This window comes from Actinacidiphila glaucinigra (assembly GCF_035918135.1).
GTDB classification, from domain to species: Bacteria; Actinomycetota; Actinomycetes; order Streptomycetales; family Streptomycetaceae; genus Actinacidiphila; species Actinacidiphila glaucinigra.
Genome location: NZ_CP109144.1, coordinates 1938086 through 1954653, shown reverse-complemented (window position 1 = coordinate 1954653; position 16568 = coordinate 1938086). Strand labels below are relative to the sequence as shown.

The following is a 16568-nucleotide window of genomic DNA, read 5'->3' as shown; positions in this document are numbered from 1 at the left end:
CGCCCCTCAGACCAAGATCGCGGTACCGCTTTTTCCCAAGATCATCTTGGCCGCAGGAGGTTGAACGTGCCCGAACAGACCACCCCCCAGGCGTACCCGCTCTGGATCGCCCTCGCCGACGGCTGCGGCGGTTCGACGGCCTGCCTCGTGATCGCCTGGCGTCACGTGGCGAAGACGAGCCTGCCGATCCTCGCCCACGAGGACGGCACCGCCAGCGAGTTCGACACCACCTACGCCGATGGCGCGTGCGCCTACGGGCTCACCGAGGAGTCCGCCCGCCTCGCCGTCGCCGCCCGGATCACTGGAGACGAATCATGACCACTCGCCCCGATCACAAGAGGCCGATCGGCCACGCCGTCCTGCGCGAATACCGCGCAGCGAAGGCGCGACACCTGGCAGCCGTCCGGCCGCCGGTGCTGGAGGACTTCACCTGCTCCCGGTGTGGCGCAGCCGTCGGCGAGCGCTGCCGGTCGCCCTACCCGGCCAAGCGCGAGCGTGGGCACCAGGCCCGTCAGGACAAGGTCGGCCGGGCGTCCCACCGGCGGCAGTTCCAGGCAGCCACCGCCGGGGACTGCGCCGTCAACGTGCTGCACGAGCTGGCCGCCGTCGTCGGCTGACCCGGCTGAGCCTGGAACTCACGCACGCCCACGGAGTTGAAGCGACCCCCGAGCCCTCGCGGCCGGGTGTCGCCCTCGGTTACGGCTCCGTAACGATCCGTGGCTACGCGCGGTAGTCGTCGGGCGTGATCGGCCACCTTCTCCCGGCACGCCCTCGCCATGGAATCGAAGGCGGCAAAAGCCCAGGTCAGAGACGTGCGTCTCGGTTACGCTCCGTATACCCATAGTCGAGTTGAACCATCGGTCTCGACGGTCTCCATCAACGCGGCTCCTTGACGGATAATTGAAATGGCAACGAACCGATCGTGGATCAGAGGGAGACCGCCGGCGTGTCTCAATCCGATACAACCCCCGAAGAGCTGCTGCTCGGCGCCTACCTGCGCGAGCGGCCGAACGGCCGGGCGGTCGTCGCTGCCGACGGCAGGACCCGGATCGTGAGCGCCGAGGCCGCGCGGCGGCTGTCCGACGAGGCGCTGGCGCTGCTGGAGCGCCGGGCCGGCGGCATGGTGCGCGACGGGCGGACCGAGGCGTACGAGCTGCCCCTGCCGGACGGCGGCTGGCGCGCCCGGCTCACCCCGGTGCTGGACTCCGGCGAGGTCATCGGCGCCGTCGCCGTGCTGTCCGCCTCGGCGGTTGCGGCCGGCGCGCCGCCGGCGGTGCCCGAGCCGGCGCTGCCGGGGCTCGTGGGCGTGTCGCTGTCCTGGCGCGCCGCGGTGGCCCGGGCGGTACGGCTGGGGGGTGAGCAGGGCCCCCTGCTGGTGTCCGGGGAGCCCGGCACCGGCAAGGCGACGCTGGCCCGCGCCGTCCGGGCCGGCGACCTGGAGCTGGACGCGGCGCAGGTGACCGGTGCGGCGGCTCGTGACTGGGTGCGGCGGATGGCGGTGCGCCCGGCGCCGGGGCGGGTGCTCGTCCGCCACGTCGAGGCGCTGGACGCCGGTGCCGCGGCCGCGCTGGTGGCGCTCCTCGAGCAGCGTCCCGCCCTGCGGCTGACCGCCACCCACACTCCCGGCGACCGTACGGACCCCTGCCTGGACCGCCTGATGGGCCGGCTGGCGGTGCGCTCGCTGTCCCTGCCGCCGCTGCGCGAGCGCCCCGAGGACCTCCCGGTGCTGCTCGCCGCCCTCAGTCCGCGGCCTGCCCCAGGTCATCCGCCGGTGACTTGGACCGTCGAGGCCCGGCGCACACTGGAGCGGCACACCTGGCCGGGCAATGTCGCCGAGCTGGCGACGGTCGTCAGGACGCTCGCGGAGGAGCGCCGGCTGAGCGGCCCGGTGCGCCCGGAGGAACTGCCGGACGCCGTGCGCGGCGGGGCAGGCGGTCGCCGGCTGGGCAGCCTGGAGCGGGCCGAGCGGGACGCGATCCTGGAGGCGCTGCGCACCCACGGGGGCAACAAGGCGCGGGCGGCGAAGGCGCTGGGCATCGCGCGGGCCACGGTCTACCGGAAGCTGCGGAGCTACGGCATCCAAGGAATATAGTTCGAGATTCAACATGTTAGCTTGGCTGACAGGCAGCACACCCCGCAGAAGGAGATCCCCGATGGCCACCCAGCTGGATGTCCGCCGCGCCGGCCAGCGGTTCCACACCCGCGCCGGCTGGCTCGACTCGCACCACTGCTTCTCCTTCAGCCACCACTACGACCCGAGCAACACCCACTTCGGGCTGCTGCTGGTCTCCAACGACGACGTCGTCGCCCCCGGCACCGGCTTCGACACCCACCCGCACCGGGACATGGAGATCGTCACCTGGGTGCTCGACGGCGGCCTGGTCCACCAGGACTCCGAGGGCCACAACGGCGTCATCTACCCGGGCCTCGCCCAGCGGATGAGCGCCGGCACCGGCATCCTGCACAGCGAGAAGAACGACAGCTGGAAGCTGACCGGCGCGCCCGAGCACAAGGAGCCCGTGCACTTCGTCCAGATGTGGGTCTTCCCCGACGAGCAGGGCATCAGGCCGGGCTACGAGCAGCTCGACATCAACGACGAACTCGCCCGCGGCGGCTGGGTCACCGTCGCATCCGGGATGGACCGCGACCGCGACGAGCGCGCCATCTCCATCGCGCAGAAGCACGCCGCGCTGCAGGCCGCCCGCATGGGTCCGCAGCAGACCCTCGCCCTGCCCACCGCCCCCTTCGCGCACCTGTACGTCGCCAAGGGCGAGGTCGCCCTCGAAGGCGCCGGGCTGCTCGCCAAGGGCGACGCCGTACGCGTCACCGGGGCCGAGGGCCAGCGGGTCACCGCCGGCGCCGAGGGCGCCGAGGTGCTGGTCTGGGAGATGGACGCCGCCGTCACCTTCGGGTGATCGCGTGGTAGACCTTGGGGCCATGACCCGTACCCTCGCGAGCGCGCCGATCATGGTCCTCAACGGTCCCAACCTGAACCTTCTCGGTCAGCGGCAGCCCGAGATCTACGGCTCCGAGACCCTCGCCGACGTCGCGGCACTGTGCGCCGCGACGGCGGCGCGGCACGGCGGGACCGCCGACTGCCGGCAGAGCAACCACGAGGGACAGCTGATCGACTGGATCCACGAGGCCCGCGAGCACCACGCGGGCATCGTGATCAATCCCGGCGCCTACTCCCACACCTCGGTGGCGATCCTGGACGCGCTCAACGCCTGCGACGGCCTGCCCGTCGTCGAGGTCCACATCTCCAACATCCACCGGCGCGAGGCCTTCCGGCACCACAGCCACGTCTCGGCGCGGGCCGACGCCGTGATCGCGGGCTGCGGCGTCCAGGGCTACGCCTTCGCCGTCGAGCGGATCGCCGCGCTGCTGGACGCCGGCGCCCGCTGACGCCCGAACGGGAGCCGCGCGCAGCATCCACGGCGCTGCGCCGTACCCGGACCGCGCCGTACCCGGGACGCTGCCCGGACCCTGCCGTACCCGGACCCGCGGACGCCTGCCGGACCGCTGCGCTCAGGCCTCGCCCGGTTGCCACCTCGGCCACTCGCCGGGGTGGTCGGCCCAGTGCACCTGATCCGGGTCCGACACGTCGATGTCCGGGAAGGCGCGCCGCACCCGCGGCTCGAACTCCTCGCGCTCCAGCTCCTCCCACCCCATGCCCTGGATGTGCACCCGGCGGTAGCGGTGGTCGGACCCGAGCGGCGCCACATCGACCTTGTGGGTTGTCTCCATGCCTCCAGGGTGCACCTCGGCCGGTGCCCCCGCAGGTCCGCCGACCACCACCTCCGCGGGGCGCAGCAGGTGCGCGCCGACCCGGTAGCCGGACCGCACGACCACGCCGCAGACGAGGCGGTCCGCGCCGGAGGCGCACGACGTGCCGACCGCCTCGTGACGGGCCGGGTCGAAGGGCTCGCCCGGCTCGCCGAAGGACCGCAGGCCCAGCTCCGCCAGCCGCGTCTCCAGCACCTCGACCACGGCCCGGAAGCCACCGGTCACCTCGCCCTGCGCCCGCGCACTGTCGACGGCGTCCAGCACCGGCAGCAGTCCGTGCAGCACGTTCGCGACGGCCGCCTCCCGCACCGCCAGCCGGTCCCGGTGCACGCGCTTGCGGTAGTTGTCGTACTCGGCCTTCAGCCGCTGCAGGTCCGCCGTGCGTTCGACGAGCCGCGCCCGCAGCTGGCCGCCCGGAGGCGGACCGGCGCGGTTCACGCCGTGCCCCCCTCCCGCTTGTCGTCGTCGACGATCTCGGCGTCCACCACGTCCTCGTCGGCCTCCGGCGGTGCCGTGTGCGGCGCCCCGCCCTCGCCCGCCGCGGACCGTTCCGCCTGCGCCTGGGCGTACATCGCCGTACCGATCCTCTGGGCCGAGGCGGTCAGCCGCTCCGTCGCCTGGCGGATGCCGGCGGCGTCCTCGCCCTTCAGCTGCTCCTTCAGCTCCGCCACCGCGGACTCGACCTCCGACTTCAGGTCGCCGGGGACCTTGTCGGGGTTGTCCCTCAGCAGCTTCTCGGTGGAGTAGACCAGGCTCTCCGCGTTGTTGCGGGTCTCGGCCTCCTCGCGGCGCCGGTGGTCCTCCTCCGCGTACTGCTCGGCCTCGCGCATCATGCGGTCGATGTCGCCCTTCGCCAGCCCGGAGCCGCCGGTCACGGTCATCTTCTGCTCCTTGCCGGTGCCGAGGTCCTTCGCCGCGACGTGCATGATGCCGTTGGCGTCGATGTCGAAGGAGACCTCGATCTGCGGGATGCCGCGCGGCGCCGGGGGCAGCCCGGTCAGCTCGAACACCCCGAGCCTCTTGTTGTACGCCGCGATCTCGCGCTCGCCCTGGAAGACCTGGATCTGCACCGACGGCTGGTTGTCCTCCGCCGTCGTGAAGATCTCCGAACGCCTCGTGGGGATGGTCGTGTTGCGCTCGATCAGCTTGGTCATGATGCCGCCCTTGGTCTCGATCCCCAGGGACAGCGGGGTGACGTCCAGCAGCAGGACGTCCTTGACCTCGCCCTTGAGCACACCCGCCTGGAGGCTGGCGCCGATCGCCACGACCTCGTCCGGGTTGACGCCCTTGTGCGGCTCCTTGCCGGTCAGCGACTTCACCAGCTCCGTCACCGCCGGCATCCGGGTCGAACCGCCCACCAGGATGACGTGGTCGACGTCGGCGACATTGATCCGCGCGTCCTTCACCGCCTGGTGGAAGGGGCCCTTGCAGCGCTCCAGCAGGTCCGCGGTCAGCTGCTCGAACTGCGCCCGGGTGAGCTTCTCGTCCAGGTGCAGCGGGCCTTCGGCGGACGCCGTGATGTAGGGCAGGTTGATCGTCGTCTCGGTGGACGAGGACAGCTCGATCTTCGCCCGCTCCGCGGCCTCGCGCAGCCGCTGCAGCGCCATCTTGTCCTTGGCCAGGTCCAGCCCGTACGCGTTCTTGAAGCGCTCCACCAGGTGGTCGACGACCCGCTGGTCCCAGTCGTCGCCGCCCAGCTCCGTGTCGCCGTTGGTGGCCTTGACCTCCACCACGCCCTCGCCGATGTCCAGCAGGGACACGTCGAAGGTGCCGCCGCCCAGGTCGAATACGAGGATCGTCTGGTCGTTCTCCTTGTCGAGGCCGTACGCCAGTGCGGCGGCCGTGGGCTCGTTGATGATCCGCAGCACCCGCAGGCCGGCGATCTCCCCGGCCTCCTTGGTCGCGGTGCGCTGCACGTCGTCGAAGTACGCGGGCACCGTGATCACCGCGTCCGTGACGTCCTCGCCCAGGTACGCCTCCGCGTCCCGCTTCAGTTTCTGCAGCACCCGGGCCGAGATCTCCTGGGCCGTGTAGCGCTTGCCGTCGATGGTGCCCGACTCGGGGAACCGCCAGTCGGGGTCGCCCATGTGCCGCTTGACCGAGCGGGCGGTCCGCTCCACGTTGGTCACGGCCTGGCGCTTGGCGATCTCGCCGACGAGGACCTCTCCGCCCTTGCTGAAGGCCACCACCGATGGCGTGGTCCGCGCACCCTCCGTGTTGGCGATGACGGTGGGCTCACCGCCCTCCAGCGCGCAGACCACCGAATTGGTGGTACCGAGGTCAATACCGACCGGACGTGTCATGTCAGCTCGCCTCCTCCCCTCCAGGGTGCGACGCGAGGGGGCCGACCACCAGACGGCCGCGGCGGCGCTTCCCTGCGGACCGGCGTGCGACGTCCCGGAATAATCGCGGGGCCCGCACGGCGGGCGCTGCTAGCGTCGGCGGGATGTCCTCACTGCATGCGGGAGTGATCCTCTTCCACGACCGACGCCTCGCCGTGAACAGCGACTCGAGCCTGCCGCAGGCCCCCGTCCCGCCGCGCGGCGACCCCGCCGGGACCGCCCGTGCGGCCGCCCGCGACATCCTCGGGGCCGACGTCCGCACCGACCCCCGGCCCTGCCTGGAGGTGCGCGCGACCGGCGGCACCCATCTGTACTACCGGGCCGCCGTACCGCCGCCCGGCCCCGCGCCCGTCCGGCTGCTCAGCCGCTCCGAGGCCCTGCACCTGCCGCTCGCGCCCTGGACGGCGTGGGAGGCCATCCTGCGCTCCTGGGACGGACCGCCCTGGTGGCGGGGCCGCCTCATACTGGAGGACCCGTTCGGCCGGCCGCCCAAGCGGACCCGGGCCGGCGCGGTGATCATCCGCGACGGGCACATGCTGCTGATCCGCTACCGCCATCGGCGCGGGGACTTCTACGAGATCCCCGGCGGCGGCGTCGAGCCGGGGGAGACCCCCGAGACGGCCGTCCTGCGCGAACTCGCGGAGGAGACCGGGCTCGGCGGCACCGTCGGGCAGGAGATCGCCCGTGTGAACCGGGTGCACCGCGGCTCGCACCCCGGGCACTACTTCCTCGTCGAGGCGCACGGCGAGATCGGCCCCCGCTCCTCCCTCGACCTGGAGAAGGACGCCGCCCCCGTCTGGGTCCCCGTCGAGGACCTTCGGCACCTGCCGCTGTGGCCCAAACGGCTGGGCTGGCGCATCGCGCACTGGCACCGCGAGGGCTGGCCGCAGCCCCCCGCCGAGTTCTGCGACTCGCTGCTCGACCTGCGGGTGCCCTGCGACTGGTGACCCGGCGGGAACGGCCGGGCGACCGGGCACCGGCGGTGGCAGGATCACCGGTATGCCACGCATCACCCTCGTCCGGGGCGACATCACGCAGCAGTCCGTCGACGCCGTCGTCAACGCGGCCAACTCCTCGCTGCTCGGGGGCGGCGGCGTCGACGGCGCCATCCACCGCCGCGGCGGCCCGGAGATCCTCGAGGAGTGCCGTGCGCTGCGCGCCTCGCGGTACGGGCGCGGCCTGCCGACCGGGCAGGCCGTCGCCACCACGGCCGGCCGCCTCCCCGCGCACTGGGTGATCCACACCGTTGGCCCGGTGCACAGTGCCGGCGAGGACCGCTCGGAACTGCTCGCCTCCTGCCACCGGGAGGCACTGCGCGTCGCCGACGAGGTCGGGGCCAGGACGGTCGCCTTCCCCGCGATCTCCACCGGCGTCTACCGCTGGCCCGTCGAGGACGCCGCGCGCATCGCCGTCGGCACCGTCCAGGACGCGGAGACGGGGGTCGAGGAGGTCCGCTTCGTCCTCTTCGACGAGGCGGCCTACGCCGCGTTCGCGGCGCAACTGCCCGAGCAGGGGCCGGGTGAGCAGTGATGGCGGCGTCTGGAAGCAGGACTCCCCGATGCTCCCGCGCCCGGGAGCGGCGCCGCGGCCGCTTCCCGGCCCTCCGGCCCGCGGCGCGGGTTAACCGGGGCGGAACTCTTGGTCATCGATTCCTCTGGGAAAGGTCCGGGCCCGGAAGCCCTGCCTAGCATGGGGTGGTCACGCACCGTACGACGCGCGGGGGAGATCCCGGTCGCCGCGGTGACGCGACTGCGCGACGACTGGTCGCAGGCCCGCACGGACCCCGCCCGGCCGGGGCCGCGGGCACACGAGATCCTGGAGAACACCGTGCAGTTCGAGCTGACCGGACGGACCGGCTTCGGCGGCGGCCACCTCGGCGCCGCCCGCGCGCATCCCGACGGCACGCCGGAGGGCGACCGGGAGCCGGACCACGCGGAGCGCACCCTCGACACGTTCGGCGCGTTCGGCTCGGACGGCGAGCGGATCCCGCCGCCCCGGCTGAGCCGCGTCCAGCGGCAGAAGGTGGACGCGGCCCTCGACGAACTGGTCGAGCGGCTCGCCCCGGTGACCACCCTGTGCGAACCGAGGAGGACGGTGTGAGCCCCGCCCCTCAGCGCCGCAGCGCCAGCACCGCGTCGACGGTGTCCGCCTCGGCGGCCGTCTTGTCCTCGCGGTACCGCAGGACGCGGGCGAAGCGGAGCGTGACACCCGCCGGGTAGCGGGTGGAGCGCTGAAGGCCGTCGAAGGCGATCTCCACGACGAGTTCCGGGCGGACCCGGACCACCCATCCGTCGTCACTGACCGCCAGTTCCCGCAGCCGCTCGGTCTGCCAGGCGAGCATGGCGTCGGTCAGGCCCTTGAAGGTCTTGCCCAGCATCGCGAAGGTGCCGTCGGGGCGGCGGGCGCCGAGGTGGAGGTTGGACAGCTTGCCGGTGCGGCGGCCGTGGCCCCACTCCGCGGCGAGGACGACCAGGTCCAGGGTGTGCACCGGCTTCACCTTGAGCCAGGCCGCCCCGCGCCGCCCCGCGCTGTACGGGGCGTCGAGCGCCTTGGCCACGATCCCCTCGTGCCCCCGTTCCAGCACCTCCTCGGCGAAGTCGCGGGCCGCCCGGCGGACCACCGGGTCGCCCGGATCGGAGGCCACCAGCCGGCGCACCCGGCGCGGCGCGGGGGCGACCCGGGCCAGTTCCTCGTGGCGCTCGGCGGTGGACAGGTCCAGCAGGTCGCGGCCGTCGACCGACAGCAGGTCGAAGAAGACCGGGGCCACGGGCAGCGACTCCCGGGCGGCCGCGACGTCCAGACGCGACCCCACCCGGGAGGAGGTCTCCTGGAAAGCGCGGGGACGGCCGTCCTCGCCGAAGGAGATGACCTCCCCGTCTAGCACGGCCTCGTCAACGGCCAACTCCCGTGCCGCGGCGACGACTTCCGGCAGCCTGCCGGTGATCTCGTCCAGCGTGCGGGTGTAGACGCGTACGTCCTCGCCCTTGCGGTGCACCTGGACGCGGATGCCGTCCAGTTTCTCCTCCAGCGCGCACGGGCCCAGCCGGTCCAGGGCCTCGTCCACGTCCTTCGCGGTCTGCGCGAGCATCGGCTGCACCGGCCGGCCCACCTCCAGACGGAACGCCGCGAGCGCCTGCGGGCCCCCGGCCAGCAGCGCCCGGGCGACGGACCCGAGCGAACCGCCCAGCATCACGGCGCGGCGCACCTCCTCCGGGGGCGCCCCCGCCGCCACGGCCAGCCCCTCGACGGCGAGCGCGTCGAGAGCCCCCTGCCGCAACTCCCCGCCGATCAGCCCCAGCAGGAACGCCTGCTCGTCCCGCGTGGCAGCCCCCATCAGCTCCGCCACCAGCCGCTTGCGTTCGGCCGCCGCCCCCTTGCCGGTGACCGCCGCGATCCGGTCCAGCGCCCCGTGGACCTCGCGCACGGTCAGCCGGGGCGCCGGCGCGGGCTCCACCCGCTCCCTCAGGGTGCTCCAGCCGACCCCGGTGCGCCGCTGGGGCAGCCGGCCCGCCAGGTACGTGATCACCACGGACGCCTCGTCGGGCTCCGCGGTGCGCAGCAACCGGGCCAGCGCCGCCACCTTCTCCGACCGGGCGGACGTGGCCGCCACCTCCCGGGACGTCCGTGCGAGCTCCGCGAGCAACATGGCTCCATCGTGGACCGCCCGGGCCGCGCGCGCAGCCGTCGGGCGGGTCAGACCGGGGGCCGTCCGCCCGTCAGGCGGCGGTGCTGGACGAGCCGGGAGATGTCGCCGCCGGTCACGATGCCGACCGGCCGGCCGCCGTCGACGACGATCACGCGGACACCGCCGGCGCCGGGACGGAGGCGGTCGAGGGCGTCGTTGACGAACTCCTCCGGGGTGCCGGTGGTGGTCTGCGACAGCGGCACGGCGACGTCGCGGACCCGCACCTCGGCCCGGCGCTCGGCCGGGACGGACGTGAGCCGGCGCAACTGCACCACCCCGCTGAGGCGGCCGTCGAAGTCGACCAGGGGCAGGGTGGAATGGCGGGCGGCGACCGCGACCTCGTCGATGAAGCGGTCCACCGGCAGCCAGTCGGGGCCCGTCACGACGGGGGCGGACATGGCCTCCCCGAGCCGCACGCCGCGCAGGGCCGCGCCGATGACCGCGCTGCGGCGCTCGGCGCCCGCCGTGAGGGCCATGAAGAGCCCGACCAGGGCGAGCCACAGCCCACTGGGCACGCCGCGCGCGAAGACGAGCCAGCCCACCACGACGAACAGGAAGCCGAGGACCTGCCCACCGCGCCCGGCGACCCGGTCGGCGCGGTCGCGGTCCCCGGTCCGCCACCACAGCAGCGCCTGCAGCACGCGCCCGCCGTCCAGGGGCGCGGCGGGCAGCAGGTTGAAGACGCCGAGCAGCAGATTCGCCCAGCCCAGCCACGTCAGCAGCGCCCCCGGTACCGAGTGGTGGGCCGCCGCGTCCACGCCGGCACCGGCGCCCAGCGCGGCGCCGCCGATGACCAGGCTGGCCAGCGGGCCGCTGACCGCCACCAGGAAGGCCGCGCCCGCGGAGCCCGGCCGTCCCATGCGGGTCATACCGCCCATGGCCCACAAGGTGACGTCCTCGACCGCCAGGTGCTCGCGCCGTGCCGTCGCCGCGTGCGCGACCTCGTGGGCGAGCAGGCTCGCCATCAGCAGGACGGCGCCCGCGGCCGCCGCGACCGTGTAGACGGTCGCCGACAGGCCCGGGACCCGGGCGGGCAGGGTCTCGCGGCCGAGCCCGTAGGCGAGCAGCACGACGAGGACGGGGACGCTCCAGTGCATCCGGAGCGGGACCCCGAACACGTGCCCGACCTGGACCGAACCGTTCATGACTCCTCACTCCAGTGTCACTCCGCCCGGCCCGCGCCGACACGGTGCTCCTGGGGGCTCACCCCCCGCACCCGCTTGAACGCGGCGCTCAGCGCGAACGGACTGCCGTAGCCGACCCGGCGGGCGACCGCGCCGAGCGTCGCTTCCGGCTCCAGCAGCAGATCGGCGGCGAGCGCCAGCCGCCAGCCGGTCAGGTACGCCATCGGCGGCTCGCCCACCAGCTCGCCGAAGCGCCGGGCCAGCGCCGCCCGCGACACGCCCGCCTCGGCGGCGAGCCCCGCCACCGTCCACGGGTGGGCCGGGTTGTTCTGCAGCAGCCGCATCGCCCGGCCCACCACCGGGTCGGCGAAGGCCCGGTACCAGGCGGGGGCCGCCTCGCCGCGCCGGGCGAACCACGTCCGCAGCACGGAGATCAGCAGCAGGTCCAGCAGCCGGTCCAGCACAGCCTCCTGCCCCGGCTCGTCCCTGACGATCTCCTCGGCCAGCAGCGGCAGCAGCGGGCTCTCCCACTCGCGCGCCGGGAGTACCAGCAGCGGGGGCAGCGCGTCCAGCAGCCGCCGGCCGACCGCGCCGTCCAGGAGGTAGGTGCCGACCAGCACGACGTCGCGGCCGTCCGGCCGGTTGCCCCAGGTCCGTACCCCCAGCGCCATCGCGTCGGCCGGGTCGTGGCCGTCCGCGGTGCGGCACACCTCGCCGGGGAGGATCCACGCGTGCGGCGGGGTCGAGGGGAGGTCGGCGACCGCGTACGGCGCGGGGCCGCGCGCCACCGCCACGTCCCCGGGGCGCAGCCGCACCGGATCGCCGTCCTCGGGCACGACCCACGCCCCGCCGCGGGCGACGGTCATCACGCACAGCGGCGCCCGGTCCTCGATCCGCACCGACCACGGCGGTTCCATGGCCATGCGCAGCAGGAAGGCACCCCTCGCACGGGGTCCGTCGAGCAGGCCCGAGAGTGCGTCCATGCCCCCCAGCGTAGACGTCCGCGTATGGCGGAGAGCCCTTCGTGCAGGATGAGTCTCGGCCGGCACGTAACGAACGGCCGCACCCACCTGACGTTGAGTCACTGTCCGGATCTCATACGTCACTTCCGCGCCAGGGGCGACGGGGGTCGGCCATTCATGTGGGAGACCCGTGGGGATTCTGTACGCGAACGGTGACGCATGGTGTCGTGTACGCGACGCCGAACGGGGTGCACGACCCGGCGTCGCAGATCCCTCGACGACCTGAAGGGAATCCCCCCATGACGTTACGTGCGATAGCGATGAGCGGTGAGGCGGCCGCCTCGCTGCTCGGCCCGCAGGCCTGGGAGCCGGGCGGTGCCACCCCGCCCCCGCCGGACCGGATCGTCATCGACGTCGCGACGGTCAACGGTTCGGGCTGCCCGGCCGGTACCGCCGCGGTCGCCGTCTCCCCGGACAACGAGGCCTTCACCGTCACCTATAGTGCCTACGTCGCCCAGGTGGGCGTGGGCTCCAAGCCGACCGACTTCCGCAAGAACTGCCAGCTCAACCTGAACGTGCACGTGCCGCAGGGCTTCACCTACGCGATCGCCGCCGCCGACTACCGCGGCTTCGCGCACCTGGAGCGCGGCGCCTCCGGCGTGCAGAAGGCCAGTTACTACTTCCAGGGTTCGCCCGAGACCAACGCCATCAGCCACACCTTCCGGGGCGCGCTCGACGACAACTGGCAGTCCACCGACAGCGTCGACGTTGCCGCGCTGGTCTGGGCGCCCTGCGGCGAACTGCGCAACTTCAACATCAACACCGAACTGCGGGTGAGCGCCGGCAGTTCGGACCCGTCGCGGACCACGAGCTTCATGACGATGGACTCCACGGACGGAAGCATCAGGACCACCTACCACATCGCGTGGAAGGAGTGCCCCGGCGCGTGAGCGCCCAGGCGGGTCCCGGACCGGGCGTCGCGCGCCGCCCGGTCCGGGACCCGGCCCCGTCGCACTACGGGGCGGTGATGGCGTCGGCGACCCGCTCGGGCTCGTCGACCTGGACGTAGTGCCCGGCGCGTATCAGCAGGCGCAGTTCGCTGTGCGGGAAGATCACGGAGAACTGCCGGGCGACACGGGTGTTGAGCCAGCGGTCCAGGGTGCCGAACACCACCCGGACCGGCGGCTGGAACTCGCGCATCTCCGGGATCCGCCGGCGGCGGCTCAGCACCGCGTGCAGCAGCTCGTCGTTGAGCGCCCAGAACGCCGGGCGCGCCGCGGGGAATTGTGCGTAGAGCCGCTCCACGTACGCCTCGCGCACCTGAGGGTCGCGGATGAATCCGCCCACCTGCCAGGCGTAGAGCCTGCGGTCCAGGTCGGGCAGGCGCCTGGCGACCGCGCGGGCCGCCGAGCGCAGAAGCGGGGTGGAGTAGAGGGCGATCGCCGGAGGGCGGCGCAGCGCGGGGGTCCAGTGGTAGTAGGTGTTGAGCAGTACCAGCCGGGCCACGCGCTCGGGGTGGTCCAGGGCCCAGTCGATCGCGGGCGGTCCCGAGGCGTCGTGTGCCACCAGGACCAGGCGCCGGTCCGTGCGGCCCACCGTGAGGGCGTCGGCGACGGCGGCGAGGTCGTCCACCTGCTGGGCGACGGTGTAGGCGTGGCCGGACGGCTTGTCGGAGCGACCCCACCCGAGGAAGTCGAAGCGCACGACCGGGAGTCTGCCCGCGAGGTGGGGGAGGAGCCGGTCGTACAGACGGCTGCTGTCGGGGAAGCCGTGCATCAGGACGGCGGGCGCCCCGGGGCCCGGCGTGATCTCGGCGTGCAGCCGGTACGGGCCGTGCGACACGGCCAGTGCCTCGGTGGCCGGGGCCATGGCGACCTCCCTCGGCCTGTGGGCCCCCGTGTGATTCAGCCTAACGCGGTGTGCCGCAGGGGTTGTGGGAGCGCTCCCATGCGCGCATCATGCCCGCATGACCCCACGCGCCGTGATCCGCCCGTACCGCCCGGAGGACCGGGCCGCCGTCTACGACATCTGCGTGCGCACCGGCCACGAGGGCGGGGACGCGCGGCACCTCTACACCGACCAGGAGCTGCTGCCGGACAACTTCGCGGGTCCCTACGCCCACCTGGAGCCCGGCCTCGCCTTCGTCGTCGACGACGGCATGCGCGCCGTCGGCTACATCGTCGGCACCGCGGACACCGCCGCCTTCGTGCGGCGCTTCCGCGCCGAGTGGCTGCCCCGGCTCGAGCACCGGCATCCGAAGCCGTCCGGACCCCCCGTCACCCCCGACGAGGAGATGGCCGAACTCCTGCACCGCCCGGAGCGCATGATCGTGCCCGAACTCGCCGGGTACCCCGCGCACCTTCACATCGACCTGCTGCCGGAGTTCCAGCGGCGCGGCTACGGACGGGAACTGATGGGGCGTTTCCTCGCCGTCCTGGCCGGCCGGGGTGTCGCTGCCGTCCACCTCGGCATGGTCACCGCCAACACCGCGGCCCGTGCCTTCTACGACCGGATGGGCTTCCGTGAGCTCCCCGTCCCGGAACCGGGCCCCTTGACGTACCTGGGACGCGGGACGTCGGCGTCGGCCGGGGGCTGAGAGGGGCGCGCAACGCGCCCTTCAGGTCGGGCTTCTGAAGGCCTGGCCGCCGGCACCCGTGCGGTCCGGTGAGGCGGCCGGCCCCGGCGGACGCGGTCGTGGAATCCTCGCCCCCGGACGGTCGTTGAGGCTGCCATGAGCGACAACGACCTTCTCCGCCTGCTCGCCGACACCAACGGGGGCGTGCTCGTCACCCTCAAGCGCGACGGCCGCCCCCAGATGTCCAACGTCAACCACCACTACGACCCGGACACCCGAGTCCTGCGGGTCTCCCTCACCGACGACCGGGCCAAGACCCGTAACCTGCGGCGCGACCCCCGGGCCAGCTACCACGTCACCACGGCCGACCGCTGGGCCTGGACCGTCGCGGAGGGCACGGCGGAACTCACCCCCGTCGCGGCGGAGCGGGACGATGCGACGGTCGAGGAGCTCATCGACCTCTTCCGCGCCGTGCAGGGCGAGCACCCTGACTGGGACGACTACCGCCGGGCCATGGTCGAGGACAGGCGCCTGGTGCTGAAGCTCCACGTCGAGCGCGCCTACGGCCAGCCCCGCCCCGCGTAAGGGCCCCTGCGGCGCGGTCCGCCGCCCGCGCCCGGTGGGGCGGGCGGCACCCGGTCCGTGACGGTGGCACCATCGAGAGTGCGGGCGACGATCTCCCGCTCCGGCGAACAGACTGGTCACAGCCGTGCCGCCGGTCGTGGACAGGTGGGGGCGGGCTGCCGCCGGCCGATCCCGCAAAGGGGCGCGGAACCGGAATGACCGGTGTAGGAGTTGTCGCTGTACATACTGGTTCTGCCGGGGCCGGACGGCTCACGGCACGTTCGTGACCGCCGACCAACGGGAGGTGCCGTGTCCGGCCCCAGTCCGAAGCGTTCCCTGCTCTCCAGCCTCATCCCCGCCTTCGGAGACAACCCTTACGGGGAGAGGATGGAGCGCATCCGGCGGTCGCCGAACTTCGCCGACGGGGTGTTCACCAACCCCGTCGGCGCACGTACGGCGCCCTCCGGATCGATGCTGCGGTTCGCCCGGACGTACTTCCGCAAGGGGGAGCGGATCCGCAGGGCCCCGGCCGGCGCCATCCCGCTGCACGCCACGACCCTTGCCGATCTGGCCGCCCCGCCCGCTTCGGGCCTGCGGCTCACCTGGATGGGCCACTCCACCGTCCTGGCCGAGATCGACGGGCGCCGCGTCCTGTTCGACCCGGTCTGGGGCGAGCGGTGCTCCCCGTTCTCCTTCGTCGGCCCCAAGCGCCTCCACCGGCCGCCGGCGGCGCTGAAGGAACTGGGCGAGGCCGACGTGATCGTCATCTCGCACGACCACTACGACCACCTCGACATGCCCACGATCAAGGCGCTGGCCGGTACCGGTACCCGCTTCGTGGTGCCGCTGGGCGTCGGTGCGCACCTGGAACGCTGGGGCGTCCCCGCGGACCGGACGACCGAGCTGGACTGGCACGAGTCGACGCAGGTGGCCGGCCTCACCCTCACCGCGACCCCGGCGCGGCACTTCTGCGGCCGCGCCATCCGCAACACCCAGCACACCCTGTGGGCGTCCTGGGTCGTCGCGGGGCCCGAACACCGCGTCTACCACAGCGGCGACACCGGCTACTTCCCCGGTTTCGCGGAGATCGGCGAGGCGTACGGGCCGTTCGACGCCACCATGGTGCAGATCGGCGCCTACAGCGACTTCTGGCCGGACATCCACATGACCCCCGAGGAGGGCGTCCGCGCCCACCAGGACCTGCGCGGCGCGATCATGCTCCCCATCCACTGGGGCACGTTCAACCTGGCCCCGCACCCGTGGGAGGAGCCCGCGGAGGGCACCGTCACCGCGGCGCTGGCCGTGGGGGCCCGGGTCGCCGTACCGCGCCCCGGCGAGCCCTTCGAGCCCGCGGCCGGACTCCCGCTCGACCCCTGGTGGCGGGCGATCGCGCAGGGCGCCGCCGCCCGGACCTGGCCCGCCCTCACCGACGACGCGCGGCCGGCCGCCCCGCAGCCGGACAGCGCCCCGGCGTGAGCGACGAGGGGCGGGCGTCCACCGCGCCCGCCCCTCCACCGCGGGCCGTCACCG

18 protein-coding genes are annotated in these 16568 nt (G+C 73.6%); 12 read left to right on the top strand and 6 right to left on the bottom strand.

What is annotated here, in order from left to right:
• Positions 1-66: 66 nt before the first annotated feature.
• The 5 genes from OIE69_RS08635 to aroQ all read left to right on the top strand — a co-directional run bounded on the left by OIE69_RS08635 (position 67) and on the right by aroQ (position 3405).
• The gene (locus OIE69_RS08635; RefSeq protein ID WP_326571355.1) at positions 67-318 is read left to right on the top strand and encodes a hypothetical protein; all 252 of its coding nucleotides are present in this window, start codon (positions 67-69) and stop codon (positions 316-318) included.
• Positions 315-617 carry a hypothetical protein gene (locus tag OIE69_RS08630; protein WP_326571354.1) on the top strand — a complete coding sequence of 101 codons (303 nt, stop codon included), beginning with the start codon at positions 315-317 and terminating at the stop codon, positions 615-617. Before OIE69_RS08635 ends, OIE69_RS08630 begins: the two co-directional genes overlap by 4 nt.
• Positions 618-946: 329 nt before the next feature.
• Positions 947-2092: a helix-turn-helix domain-containing protein gene (locus OIE69_RS08625; protein ID WP_326571353.1), complete on the top strand. Its 1146-nt coding sequence runs from the start codon at positions 947-949 to the stop codon at positions 2090-2092.
• Positions 2093-2153: 61 nt separating this feature from the next.
• A complete protein-coding gene (locus OIE69_RS08620; protein ID WP_326571352.1) occupies positions 2154-2915 on the top strand; it encodes a pirin family protein in 762 nt (253 codons plus the stop codon).
• A gap of 22 nt (positions 2916-2937) precedes the next feature.
• A complete protein-coding gene (aroQ, locus tag OIE69_RS08615) occupies positions 2938-3405 on the top strand; it encodes a type II 3-dehydroquinate dehydratase (protein ID WP_326571351.1) in 468 nt (155 codons plus the stop codon).
• A gap of 123 nt (positions 3406-3528) precedes the next feature.
• Here the strand turns inward: aroQ and grpE are convergent, their stop codons facing one another.
• The gene (grpE, locus tag OIE69_RS08610; protein WP_326571350.1) at positions 3529-4224 is read right to left on the bottom strand and encodes a nucleotide exchange factor GrpE; all 696 of its coding nucleotides are present in this window, start codon (positions 4222-4224) and stop codon (positions 3529-3531) included.
• Positions 4221-6089: a molecular chaperone DnaK gene (gene dnaK / locus OIE69_RS08605; protein WP_326571349.1), complete on the bottom strand. Its 1869-nt coding sequence runs from the start codon at positions 6087-6089 to the stop codon at positions 4221-4223. Before dnaK ends, grpE begins: the two co-directional genes overlap by 4 nt.
• Before the next feature lie 143 nt (positions 6090-6232).
• Here dnaK and OIE69_RS08600 point away from each other — a divergent pair, with 143 nt between their 5' ends.
• The 3 genes from OIE69_RS08600 (at position 6233) to OIE69_RS08590 (ending at position 8228) form a co-directional block, all read left to right on the top strand.
• Positions 6233-7075 carry an NUDIX domain-containing protein gene (locus tag OIE69_RS08600; protein WP_326571348.1) on the top strand — a complete coding sequence of 281 codons (843 nt, stop codon included), beginning with the start codon at positions 6233-6235 and terminating at the stop codon, positions 7073-7075.
• A 52-nt stretch (positions 7076-7127) separates the two neighbouring features.
• Positions 7128-7658, top strand: coding sequence for an O-acetyl-ADP-ribose deacetylase (locus OIE69_RS08595; protein WP_326571347.1), 531 nt, complete (start codon positions 7128-7130; stop codon positions 7656-7658).
• Between the two features lie 159 nt (positions 7659-7817).
• Positions 7818-8228 (top strand): hypothetical protein, encoded by a 411-nt coding sequence (locus tag OIE69_RS08590; protein WP_326571346.1) that lies wholly within the window; start codon positions 7818-7820, stop codon positions 8226-8228.
• Between the two features lie 10 nt (positions 8229-8238).
• Here OIE69_RS08590 and OIE69_RS08585 read toward each other — a convergent pair whose 3' ends face one another.
• The 3 genes from OIE69_RS08585 to OIE69_RS08575 are packed head-to-tail and all read right to left on the bottom strand — an operon-like array spanning position 8239 to position 11920.
• Positions 8239-9774, bottom strand: coding sequence for an ATP-dependent DNA ligase (locus tag OIE69_RS08585; RefSeq protein WP_326571345.1), 1536 nt, complete (start codon positions 9772-9774; stop codon positions 8239-8241).
• Between the two features lie 47 nt (positions 9775-9821).
• Entirely contained in the window at positions 9822-10958 is a 1137-nt protein-coding gene (locus OIE69_RS08580; RefSeq protein ID WP_326571344.1) for a site-2 protease family protein, read from the bottom strand.
• 17 nt (positions 10959-10975) lie between these two features.
• The gene (locus OIE69_RS08575) at positions 10976-11920 is read right to left on the bottom strand and encodes an AraC family transcriptional regulator (protein WP_326571343.1); all 945 of its coding nucleotides are present in this window, start codon (positions 11918-11920) and stop codon (positions 10976-10978) included.
• Positions 11921-12198: 278 nt separating this feature from the next.
• Here OIE69_RS08575 and OIE69_RS08570 point away from each other — a divergent pair, with 278 nt between their 5' ends.
• On the top strand, positions 12199-12849 hold the full coding sequence (locus OIE69_RS08570; protein ID WP_326571342.1) for a DUF4360 domain-containing protein: 651 nt from the start codon (positions 12199-12201) through the stop codon (positions 12847-12849).
• Between the two features lie 64 nt (positions 12850-12913).
• On the opposite strand, the gene OIE69_RS08565 is transcribed toward OIE69_RS08570, so the two are convergent.
• Entirely contained in the window at positions 12914-13768 is an 855-nt protein-coding gene (locus OIE69_RS08565; protein ID WP_326571341.1) for an alpha/beta fold hydrolase, read from the bottom strand.
• 97 nt (positions 13769-13865) lie between these two features.
• Here OIE69_RS08565 and OIE69_RS08560 point away from each other — a divergent pair, with 97 nt between their 5' ends.
• The 3 genes from OIE69_RS08560 (at position 13866) to OIE69_RS08550 (ending at position 16514) form a co-directional block, all read left to right on the top strand.
• Complete coding sequence (locus OIE69_RS08560; protein WP_326571340.1) at positions 13866-14495, top strand: GNAT family N-acetyltransferase; 630 nt, start codon at positions 13866-13868, stop codon at positions 14493-14495.
• 135 nt (positions 14496-14630) lie between these two features.
• Positions 14631-15059 carry a PPOX class F420-dependent oxidoreductase gene (locus OIE69_RS08555; RefSeq protein ID WP_326571339.1) on the top strand — a complete coding sequence of 143 codons (429 nt, stop codon included), beginning with the start codon at positions 14631-14633 and terminating at the stop codon, positions 15057-15059.
• A 288-nt stretch (positions 15060-15347) separates the two neighbouring features.
• The gene (locus OIE69_RS08550; RefSeq protein WP_326571338.1) at positions 15348-16514 is read left to right on the top strand and encodes an MBL fold metallo-hydrolase; all 1167 of its coding nucleotides are present in this window, start codon (positions 15348-15350) and stop codon (positions 16512-16514) included.
• Positions 16515-16568 lie beyond the last annotated feature (54 nt).

Excerpts from the sequence above, each read along its gene's own strand:
- OIE69_RS08630 (WP_326571354.1), top strand. The coding sequence starts at position 315 with ATGACCACTCGCCCCGATCACAAGAGGCCGATCGGCCACGCCGTCCTG.
- OIE69_RS08620 (WP_326571352.1), top strand. The coding sequence starts at position 2,154 with ATGGCCACCCAGCTGGATGTCCGCCGCGCCGGCCAGCGGTTCCACACC.
- aroQ (WP_326571351.1), top strand. The coding sequence starts at position 2,938 with ATGACCCGTACCCTCGCGAGCGCGCCGATCATGGTCCTCAACGGTCCC.
- dnaK (WP_326571349.1), bottom strand. The coding sequence starts at position 6,089 with ATGACACGTCCGGTCGGTATTGACCTCGGTACCACCAATTCGGTGGTC.
- OIE69_RS08600 (WP_326571348.1), top strand. The coding sequence starts at position 6,233 with ATGTCCTCACTGCATGCGGGAGTGATCCTCTTCCACGACCGACGCCTC.
- OIE69_RS08595 (WP_326571347.1), top strand. The coding sequence starts at position 7,128 with ATGCCACGCATCACCCTCGTCCGGGGCGACATCACGCAGCAGTCCGTC.
- OIE69_RS08590 (WP_326571346.1), top strand. The coding sequence starts at position 7,818 with ATGGGGTGGTCACGCACCGTACGACGCGCGGGGGAGATCCCGGTCGCC.
- OIE69_RS08585 (WP_326571345.1), bottom strand. The coding sequence starts at position 9,774 with ATGTTGCTCGCGGAGCTCGCACGGACGTCCCGGGAGGTGGCGGCCACG.
- OIE69_RS08580 (WP_326571344.1), bottom strand. The coding sequence starts at position 10,958 with ATGAACGGTTCGGTCCAGGTCGGGCACGTGTTCGGGGTCCCGCTCCGG.
- OIE69_RS08575 (WP_326571343.1), bottom strand. The coding sequence starts at position 11,920 with ATGGACGCACTCTCGGGCCTGCTCGACGGACCCCGTGCGAGGGGTGCC.
- OIE69_RS08570 (WP_326571342.1), top strand. The coding sequence starts at position 12,199 with ATGACGTTACGTGCGATAGCGATGAGCGGTGAGGCGGCCGCCTCGCTG.
- OIE69_RS08565 (WP_326571341.1), bottom strand. The coding sequence starts at position 13,768 with ATGGCCCCGGCCACCGAGGCACTGGCCGTGTCGCACGGCCCGTACCGG.
- OIE69_RS08560 (WP_326571340.1), top strand. The coding sequence starts at position 13,866 with ATGACCCCACGCGCCGTGATCCGCCCGTACCGCCCGGAGGACCGGGCC.
- OIE69_RS08555 (WP_326571339.1), top strand. The coding sequence starts at position 14,631 with ATGAGCGACAACGACCTTCTCCGCCTGCTCGCCGACACCAACGGGGGC.